The 9,439-nt window shown below is 71.7% G+C and carries 6 protein-coding genes (1 of these 6 cut by a window edge); all 6 read right to left on the bottom strand.

What is annotated here, in order from left to right:
- Positions 1–8, bottom strand: the beginning of a protein-coding gene (gene bcsN, locus PGN25_08740) for a cellulose biosynthesis protein BcsN (protein ID MEH3117674.1). 1,009 nt of this gene lie to the left of the window's left edge; 8 of the gene's 1,017 nt are visible here — the first part of the coding sequence; the start codon lies at positions 6–8; its stop codon lies beyond the left edge, outside the window.
- Entirely contained in the window at positions 5–2,047 is a 2,043-nt protein-coding gene (locus PGN25_08735; protein MEH3117673.1) for a hypothetical protein, read from the bottom strand. Before PGN25_08735 ends, bcsN begins: the two co-directional genes overlap by 4 nt.
- Positions 2,032–3,225, bottom strand: a complete 1,194-nt coding sequence (locus PGN25_08730; protein MEH3117672.1) for a glycosyl hydrolase family 8 — start codon at positions 3,223–3,225, stop codon at positions 2,032–2,034. The genes PGN25_08735 and PGN25_08730 overlap by 16 nt, the downstream gene beginning before the upstream one ends.
- Complete coding sequence (locus PGN25_08725; protein MEH3117671.1) at positions 3,225–5,810, bottom strand: cellulose biosynthesis cyclic di-GMP-binding regulatory protein BcsB; 2,586 nt, start codon at positions 5,808–5,810, stop codon at positions 3,225–3,227. The genes PGN25_08730 and PGN25_08725 overlap by 1 nt, the downstream gene beginning before the upstream one ends.
- A 5-nt stretch (positions 5,811–5,815) precedes the next feature.
- Positions 5,816–8,284 carry a UDP-forming cellulose synthase catalytic subunit gene (gene bcsA, locus PGN25_08720; GenBank protein ID MEH3117670.1) on the bottom strand — a complete coding sequence of 823 codons (2,469 nt, stop codon included), beginning with the start codon at positions 8,282–8,284 and terminating at the stop codon, positions 5,816–5,818.
- Positions 8,285–8,618: 334 nt separating this feature from the next.
- Positions 8,619–9,431 (bottom strand): cellulose biosynthesis protein BcsS, encoded by an 813-nt coding sequence (gene bcsS / locus PGN25_08715; GenBank protein ID MEH3117669.1) that lies wholly within the window; start codon positions 9,429–9,431, stop codon positions 8,619–8,621.
- Positions 9,432–9,439 lie beyond the last annotated feature (8 nt).

Here is a 9,439-nt window from a genome sequence, read left to right as displayed (position 1 = left end):
GATCTCACGGAAAGCCTTTCCCGTTCGGCCCGTTGCCCGAGGAGATACGGGAGGGCACGGAGAAGCGGTCGGTTTCCGGCGCCGTGCTCCGACCGCGCTCGGCCTGCTGATCCTGCCACAGCGTGCCCGGCGGCGGGGCGCCGAGGCCGTCCGGCTTGTCGAGACCGTTATAGCCCGGCAACAGGGCGAAGCCGTAGCGCTCGTAGGGCATCGCGCCGGCGCCGTTGACGCGCCGCGCCACCAGGGGCGGGCGGGCCGTCGCCGGTTCGCGGGCGTAGCTTCCGGGCGCGGCCGGGTCCGCGAGCGCCCGCTGCAGCGAGGCCGGCGGGTAGCGTAAGGGGTTGTCGAGGGGCACCGCGAGGGGGAACTCGTTGCGCTGGACGGCCGGCGGCACCGTGTCGCCCTGGGCGCCGACCTTGGCCGCGTCCGGGCGGGGCACCCGGCCGTAGGAGGGCGCCTCGGGTTTCGGCTCGGGTTTCTCTGCCCGGGCCGGCGCGCGGGGGGGCGGCTGCGGTGTCGCGCAGGGCAGCGGCGGCCCGCCGGGATCCTCGCGGAACAGCATGTCGACGACCTTCGGGAACAGGCCGTCGTAGCGGTTGACGGTTTCGAGATAGGGGCGCTGGCGCTTGAGTCGCTGCAGGGTCAGGGCGTAGCCGAACACCGTGGCCTCGCTCGGCATCCAGGCGACGGCGCGCTGGAACCATTCGAGCGCCGTATCGAACTGGCAGGAATTGTAGGCGTACCATGCCAGTCCCTGCGCCCCCTCGCCGGAGCCGGTGGCGATCACGACCTTGGCGTAGCGCTCGATCCGGGCAGGCTCGATGAAGGGCGGGTTGGCCTGCGTCAGCTTGCGTTCGAGCACGTCGATGAACAGCAGCTCGTTGCCGACGAAGCGGTCGCGCCAAGCATAGGCCACCTCCTCCGCCTCGCGCAGCATGTTCAATTCGCGCAAGGTGTGGGCGAGGCCGTGGGCGACCATGGCGTCGCCGCCGCGGGCGATGGCGAGCTTGAACCACTCCAGCGCCTCCCGGAACTGGTGGCGCTTGTAGGCGTACCAGCCGAGCAGGCCGGTCTGGCCGGGATCGCCGCTCTTGCGGGCATAGGCCTGGAAGGCGGTGAGGTCGGCCAGCGTCGGCGTCTGGGCCGGCTCGTCGTGCAGGAAGGCGGCGATGCGCGCCCGGGTGATGTCGAGGCGGATCGCGTCGAACTCCGAGGCGCCTTCCGGACCCGACCGCCCCATGGCGATGAGCCGCTCGGCCTGATCCATCTTCAGGTGGCTCATCGCCTTCTGGATCGTGGCGAGCCGCGCGCCGGCATCGGCACTGCCGTCGAGGACGGACTTGTAGAGGTCGAAGGCGTCCTCGCCCGCGCCCGTCGCGGCGAGCGCGTCGGCGACGATCCAGACGCTCTCGACGTCGGACGGGTCGAGGGCGCCGGGATCGGCGCGGTAGAGGGCGACCACCTCGTCGGCGTTCTTGCCCGGGCCGTTCTTCTCCGCGGCGGCCTTGATGCCGTTGCGGAACTCAGCCCGGCGCAGCTTGCGCGCGAGTTCCTCCGAGGGCTGCCAGTTCGGTTCGAGCGAGCGGCGTGCGGCGATCGCCGCGCGCAGGTCCTGAAAGCGCCCGGCGGTGAAGAGATCCCACAGCGGCGCCTCCTCGGGCGGGCTCGGCTGCAGGGTTTCGAGGTCGGCAGGCTCGGTCCAGCCCGGATAGAGCCGCTTCAGCCGCGCGATCTCGGCCTTCATCCGCGCGGTCTGCTTCTGCGAGGCGTAGTAGCGCAGCGCGCTCTCGTCGACCATGCCGGGCGTGCCGCCGGTCTCGGGATCGACCACGATCGCGGGCGCACGGGTGCCGTCGCCGTAGACGACGCGCGGGGCCGGCTCGGGAGCGGCTTGCGCCCCGGCCTGGGCCAGGGCGATGCCGGAGCCCGCGAACAGGAGGCCGGCCGCGATCGCGAACGGCTTGGCGACGTCGCGTCGCCGCGCACCCTCTCGCCGGACAGGCGCGGTCGGCGGAGAACGCTCCGGGGGCGTCAGGACTTCATGCATGACGGATAGCGCATCCGGGCTGCGATCAGCGCGAGCAGGTGGAGGGTCGTCGGATAGTAGTTCTGATTGTCCTGCACCGTCCTTAAAGGTTCGGGAAAGGGCGTGCCGTCCGCGGCGCAGGCGGTGATCGCGGGGATCGCGGTGTAGCCCGGCTCGCTCAGCCACTCGACCGGCTGCCCGTCCCGCGTATCGACGATCGGCAGGCGCTCGCGCTCGATCCCGCCCCAGAGCGTCCTGAAGGGCGCGTAATCCTCCGGCCGGCCGATCCCGGCCCAGGCGAGGTAGAGCGGTACGCGGATCGCGTTGTAGGAGAACAGCGGCGGAAAGCCATCGGCCGGGCGCAAGCTGTCCTTGGCCGAGATCCACTCGGTCGGCAGGCTGCCCGGCCCGAAGCGGGATTGGCGCAGGAAGGCGAGGCCGCTGCGGATCAGCGAGGCCCAGTCGTATTCGGGGGCGACGATCGGCAGCCGCTGGAAGGCGGGGAAGACCCAGTAGGACAGGTTGATCAGCGGGCCGTCGGTGCGCTCGCGGGCCGAGAAGCCGGACACGGCGGGCAGCAGCACCGGCCCGTGCGGATCCTTGAACAGGATCGTCTTGCGGCCGAACTCGACGGCGATGCGGCGCGCGGCGGTGCGGTAGGACGGCTCGCCCCAGGCCTCCGCCGCCTCGGTCAGCGCCCAGGCGATCAGGATGTCGCCGTCGGTGGCGTTGTTCATGTCGGAGACTGCCGGCCGCTGGTCGGGTGCCCAGCGCCAGGCCGGCAACTCGTCGGAGCGCACCATCAGGTTGGCGCGGGTCCAGCCCCAGATCCGCTCGAAGGCGGCCCGGTCGCCGGCCGCGACCGCGAGCAGCATGCCGTAGCCCTGGCCCTCGCTGTGGCTGATCAGGCCGTTGGCGGTGTCGACGATCCGGCCCTGCTCGGTGACGAAGCGCCCCCGATAGGCGCGCCAGGCCGCCTCGTCGCCCAGCGTGTTGGCGAGCGCCGGGCCGGAATCGGTCCGCGCCGGGGTTTCGGGGCGCGGCGGGGTCGGCAGGGCTGTGGCAGGGGGCACGGTGGTGGCCTCCGTCTGCTGGGCCGGGGCGGGCGTGGCCGAAAGAGCCGCCAGGAGAACGGCGAGGCCGAAGGCGCGGGCAACCGCGCCGAGGCGCGGGCGGCGCGGGGCGCGCGCGGGTTCCATCAGGAATTCCTCCGGCCGAGCTGGCGCACGAGGCCGGTGGTGGCGAGGCCGAGGCACAGGGCCATCATCAGGGTCATGCCGACGTAGTAGGCGGGATTGAGGGAAAGCCACGCCGCCGCGACCAGGCGGAAGTTCGGCAGCGACCAGGAGCGCGTCTCGATCAGCGCGACGTGATCCGGCTCGACCGTGGTCAGGGTGCCGTCCGAGGCGTCGAGGAAGGCGGCGCGTCCGACGAGGCGGGTCCAGACCACCGGATCGACGAGGCAGGACACCGAGGCCTTGAGCATCGAGGCGTTCGGCGCGGTGACGAGCACGGTGCTGTCGCGCAGTTCGGTGCCGCCATTGCCCTCGGCGATGATCAGCGAGGCGCGGGGATTGACCGACACCGCGGCCGCCGGCCCCTCCGTCAGGCCCGTCACGCCGTCGCGCAGCCGCAGAGCCGAGTTCGCGAGCCGGGTCCAGCCCTCCCGCAGGACCGTGGGCACGAAGGCCGAGCCCGACAGGGTCTGGTCCCAGCGGGCCACGAGTTCCTCGTCGGTCTCCGATGCGCGGGCCGGGCCCGGTGCCGGCGCCGAGACCGATGCCGGCGCGGGAGCCGGGATCGCGACAGGGGCCGCAGCGGCCACGCTGACCGGCACGGCGGCGGGGGGCAGGGCGCAACGCATCGGCAGGTTGCGGCGCAGCCGGTCGAGGGTCAGCACGCCCTCGGCGCCGAACTGGCCGGGGGTCGCGACGGTCTCGGCGCGCCCCTCCCAGACGCGGCGGATCTCGTCGGGGTCGAGCCCCACCGTCTGGATCGTCACCGGGTTGAGGGCGCGGGCCGGCGCCACCACGAGGTTGGCGCCACCCTCCGCACGACCGGCATCGGGCGCGAGTTCGAAATCGATCACGCGCTTGGCGGCGATGGCGAGGCGGGCGGCCAGCGTCGCGGCGGCATCCGCGGTCTCGCGGTCGGCGACCGGCAGCACGAGGCGCGGGCGTGGGCCCGGCGCCGCGAAGGGGACGGCCCCTGCCTTGACCGCGGCGAGGTCGGGGGTGCGGACCGCCCGGGCGAGCGCCGGGATTTCGAGGCGGGTGCGGTCGAGGAAGAGGAAGCGCGGCTGGCGCGCCGCCGGAGAGAGGGTGTCGCAGACCTTGTCCGAGGCGTTCGGAAGCTGCGCGCTGATCTCGACGCTGTTCAGGCCCGGCCGCCACAGGCTCAGGGGCAAGGGAATTGCGTTGTCGTCGAACACCTCGCCCCGTGCATAGGGCAGCGGCACGCTCGCGGCGTTGCGGCCGTTGATGTCGACGACGATCTGGGCGCTCGAAGCGAGCCCCGCGGCATAGCCGCCGGCCAGATGCAGCATCGCCTTGCCGTAGTCGGCCGGGACGAAATCGGCGGGGAAGCGCAGCTCGATCCGGGTGCGCAGCAGGCGTCCGCTGAACTCGCGGGTCGCGACCCCGAGCCGCTCCAGTTCGAGCCGCTCGCCGCCCTGCACCTCGTAGCCGCGGATCAGGGGGGCGAGTGCGGCGCCGCGTTCCGTGCCGCCGGCGTCGCCCGTGGCGGCGAGCTGCGCGGTCGCCGCGCGGACGTCGTCGGGGCCGAGGCCGGTGACGACGAGCGTCGGCGCGCGGCTGCCCCGCGGCGGCAGCAGCGCGAGGCGCGGACCGGTGATCGGGCCGAGATCCTCGATGCCGTCCGTGCCGCGGATCTCGGCGGCGGTGCCGACGACGAGGTTGACGCCGTTGCGGCCGGCGAGCGGCGGCCCGAAGCCGACCGTGGGCCGGGCGAGGCGCCCGACCAGGGCCACCGCCTGCACGGCGCCGATCATGCGCTCCAGCCGCGGCAGGGTCGGCTTTTCGTTGAGCAGCACGCCGACGGGAAGCGCCCCGCTCTCGTCGGGCTCCAGGGCGGCGAGCGCCTTGAGGTCGAGGTCGGGCGCCGGGGGGACCACGAGCCCGGAGCGGGACGGGTCGATCTGCGTCCACAGTTCGTAGGTGGCGCCGGTCGAGCAATCGACCCGGTGGCGCTGGCTCGCGGTCAGGGTCACGGCGTTGTAGCCGGCCTTGAGGGTGCCCTCGGGGATCGCGAATTCCACGACCTTGACGGCGCCGGGCGCCTGGATCCGGGTCCAGCCGACCTTGGTGCCGTTGATCAGACCGGTGAGCTCCGAGAATTCCGGCGCCACCGAGATCGCCGAGAGATAGGAGACCCGCAGCCGCGCCGCGCCGCGCACCTGACCCTCGGTGAGGTAGACGGGGTATTGCAGCGTGTCCTCTTCCCCCGCGAGGCGGAAGCCGCGGGTGCCCGCCGGCAGGCGCCGGGCCGGGGCGATGGTGGCCTGGACCGGGGAGCGGCGCGCGGCGTCGGAGGCCTCGGGGGCCGGGGGGCGGGCCTGGACTTGCGGCTGGGCTTGCGTCGGAGCCGGGGCCTGCTTGCGCAGGGCGTCCCCGGTCGGGGGCACCGTCAGCCGCTCGGCCGGGCCGGTTCCGAGGAAGCTCTGCGCCCGGGCCGACGGGCTTCCCGTCAGGGCGCAGGCGAGCGTGAGGGCGAGGACGGCGCGTCCAATCCCGCCCGTGCGCGAAAAAGGCCGCGGCGCCGTCATCGTGCTCACGCCGTGCCCGCGCCGCGCCCGGTCTGTCCGCCGAGGGCGCGCTCGTTCTCGTAGTCGAGCATCATCCGCACCCAGTCGTTCGAGGCGCGGGCCGGGGCCTGCGCGGCAACCGGCTGCGCGGCGGCAGGTCGTGGGGGAGCTTGAGCCGGCACGGGCTCCCGCGGCCCCTGCGGCACGGCCCGATGCGCGAGGCCCGGCGTCGGGGTCGGGAGCAGCGGCTGGGGGAGGTCGGCTCCGGTCGGGGCCTGCTCCGGCGCGTCGTAGATCGGCGAGGTCCCATCGATCACCGGCGCCGCGGCCGGCCGCGCGTCGGCGGCGAGCGCGTAGCGTGCGGCGCGGAAGGGTTCGGAGAGCCCCCACCAGACGAATTGCAGGGTGCCGGTGAGGATGTCCTTGTGGCGCCGCCGCCGCATCTGGAAGCGCCGCATCGCCTCGGCGTCGCCGTACATCAGGCCGGCCAATGCGACGTAGTCCTGCGGCCGCAGCCGGCCGAAGCCGAGGCGGCCGAAGGCCTCGTCCCTGGCGCGGTCGATGCCCTCCAGGATGACCGGCAGAGCCCCGGCCGGCCGCGCTCCCGCCATCGGAACGACGTTGAGCGTGCCCGAAAGCTTGCGGGCGCCGCCCGCCGGGAGCAGGGCCGCCGGCAGCCGCACGGTGCAGGCCTCGGCCGAGACCCGCTCGATCGAAACGTCCACCGCCCGGCCGCCGAGGGTGAGCAGGCCGCGCCGGTTGATGGGAAGCGAGGGCGTGCGCTCCGACTGGCGGCGCTCGGCGCAGACGCCGAGCGCCGCGCCCGCGGTCAGCAGGTTGAAGAAGTTCCACAGGCCGACGACCAGCATCAGGTTGGTCACGCCCGGCTCGAACAGGTAGCGCCACGCCGCCACGGCGCAGCCGGTCGCCAGGAGCCCGTAGGCCGCGAAGAAGGGCAGCGAGGCCGACGAGAGATGGTTGTGGTCGAGACTGATGCCCTTGTCGGTGACGTTGAAGGTCGGTTTCCTCGGCGACCAGATCACCGAAACGATCGCCTTCGACAGGTAGAGGCCCTGAACGTATTCGTAGAGTTCCGAGACGAACGGCCAGCGGAACTTGCCGTAGACGTAGTTCTGCATCATCAGGTTGATGACGATGTAGGTCGCGGTATAGGCGATCGACTCATCGACGCTGGCGACAAAAATCTTCAGGTCGAAGAAGATGTGCAACAGCGGCGCGAACATGAAGATCAGCCGCGGGATCGGAAAGAACCAGAACGTCATGCTGGAGAGGTAGGCGACCTTCTGGATCGGCTTGAGCCCCTTCTGCAGCGCGGGGTTCTTCAGGAGCAGGATCTGGAACATGCCCTGGCACCAGCGCGAGCGCTGGCCGATGAAGGCCGAGAGCGTCTCGGGCTGCAGGCCGGCGATCAGGGGCTTGTCGACATAGGCGCTGGTCCAGCCGCGGGAATGCAGCTCGAAGGCGGTCTCGCAATCCTCGGTGATGGTGATGCCGGAAAACCCCCCGGCCTCGTCCAGCGCGGTGCGGCGCAGCAGGGCGGCGGAGCCGCAGAAGAACGAGCCGTTCCACTTGTCGAGCCCGCGCTGCGTCACCGCGTAGAACATCTCGTTCTCGGAGGGCATGCGCTCGAAGGTGCGCAGGTTGCGCTCGATCGGGTCCGGATTGAGGAAGGCGTGCGGGGTCTGGACGAGGAAGAGCCGCGGATCCTCCGCGAAGTAGCCGACGGTCTCGCTCAAGAAAGAGCGGAAGGGCACGTGGTCGGCGTCGAGCACGACGACGATCTCGCCGGTGGCGAAGGCGAGCCCGTTGTTGAGGTTGCCGGCCTTGGCGTGCGCGTTGCGCGCGCGGGTGAGGTAGCGGCAGCCGAGCTCCTCGGCCAGCGCCGTCAGGTCGCGCCGCCGGTCGCGTGCGGCCTTGGCCTTCTCCGGGTTGGGGTCGGCGCATTTCTGATCCGAGCCGCCGTCGTCGAGGAGCCAGACGGTGAGCTTCTCGGGCGGGTAGTTGATCTGGCGCGCCGCCGCCAGCGTCATCGCCAGGATCGCCGCATCCTCGTTGTAGCTCGGCACGAAGATGTCGACGGTGGGCAGTTCGGCGGCGCTCGCGGCCGGGGGCGCCCGGCGCCGGAGCGGGTCGGCGTTGATGACCAGGCTGACGAACAGGATGAAGACGCAGTACAGCTCGCCCGTGAGCAGCAGCAGGCCGAAGCCGAAGCTGACCGGATCGCCCGGCGAAGGCAGCGTGTCGGTGACCCGCCACAGGATGTAGCGGAGCACGACGAGGCTCCCGAGCGCCAGGAACACGAAGCGGGTGCGCGGCCCGTCGAGGAACAGCCACAGCACGATCATCGCCGCCATGGCGGCGAGGCTCATGGCGAGCTGGTTCTGTGTCCCGACCGGCTGGCTCAGCAGGACGAGGCCGGCGACCGTCGTCCCCATCCACGCCAGCCACCGCAGCGCACGTATCACACTCGCCACTCCCGCATCGTGAACAGGCCCACCACCAAAATACGACAATTTGCCGATGCGTTCACGAACCCAGCGCATCCCTCCTCGATCAGGGTTGATTTAGCACTGCGGCGTTTCGTGCTCTCGGCGGAAAGATTGCCGGGCCGGTTGAAAAATTCCGCACGAAAATAGCATTTGATGGGAACGGAAAGCCGTTCCGCGGCGACGGCGATCTTTCGGCTGAGATTCGACGACTTGCTGGCGGAACGGAAAGATCGCGCAAGATTTGGTGTGCCGGTTTCCGAAGACCCGCCGGGTTCCGATCCGCGATACGCCCATCGTCGTGCGTCCGCCGCGGGGCGGATCAGAAATTCGCCCGCGCCTCGATGCTCGAATAGTAGCCGGTGCCCTGGATGCGGTCGCGCACGTAGCCGGCGGCGAGCGACATCTGCACGGGGCCGAAGGTGAGGCCGGAGAGATGGGCGCCGAACCGGTACTGACGGAAGAAGTCGTCGCCGAGGAACAGCGCCTCCGGGCCGACATAGACCCCGTCGGCGACCATGTAGCCGACGCGGAAGCGGGAATAGTAGGCGTTGAACTTGGTCGAGTAGGAACCGTAGGCCGAGACCATGGTCCGGTCGGTCGGCGTGGCGTAGAAGTTGCCGGCGACCTTCAGGCCGATCCCGGTGCCGACGACCGGGTTGCCGGGATCGGAGATCGAGAGCTGGTTGCTGCGGACGTTGAAGCCGACATAGCCGGCGAGCGCCGCATCCCGCCAGATCCACTCGTAGCCGGCCAGCGCCGAGCCCTCCTGCTGGTAGCCGGTGACGCGGGCGCCCACCGCCTGGCCCGGATAGGAGTAGGTGCCGGCCGCGCCCTCGACGCGCACGCGCGCGCCGCTCACGGTCGGCGGGCTGCCCAGCGACGTGGTCACCGTCACCGAGCCGAAGGCCGAGCTGTTCGAGGTGACACTGGTCGAGCCGTCGACGGAAACCGCCCAACTGTCGTCCACCGCCTGCGCTTGCGCGCCGGTGTACCAGTCGACGCCGGCGGACGGGGCCGCGGCCGGCAGATCGGCCGCACCGGCCGGAACTGCGGCGATGGCCACCGCGAAGCCGAGGGCCTGCACGCCAAGATTCCCGGGAGTTCGCAGATGGTTGCGAGAAATCACACCCATTCGGTCCT

It is taken from the genome of Methylorubrum populi (assembly GCA_036946625.1).
GTDB classification, from domain to species: Bacteria; Pseudomonadota; Alphaproteobacteria; order Rhizobiales; family Beijerinckiaceae; genus Methylobacterium; species Methylobacterium populi_C.
Note: the sequence above shows the minus strand (reverse complement) of the source record. Positions and strands in the feature narration are given on the sequence as shown.

Bases quoted from the DNA above. Each gene is read 5' to 3' on its own strand.
- PGN25_08735 (MEH3117673.1), bottom strand. From the start codon at position 2,047: ATGCATGAAGTCCTGACGCCCCCGGAGCGTTCTCCGCCGACCGCGCCT.
- PGN25_08730 (MEH3117672.1), bottom strand. From the start codon at position 3,225: ATGGAACCCGCGCGCGCCCCGCGCCGCCCGCGCCTCGGCGCGGTTGCC.
- PGN25_08725 (MEH3117671.1), bottom strand. From the start codon at position 5,810: ATGACGGCGCCGCGGCCTTTTTCGCGCACGGGCGGGATTGGACGCGCC.
- bcsS (MEH3117669.1), bottom strand. From the start codon at position 9,431: ATGGGTGTGATTTCTCGCAACCATCTGCGAACTCCCGGGAATCTTGGC.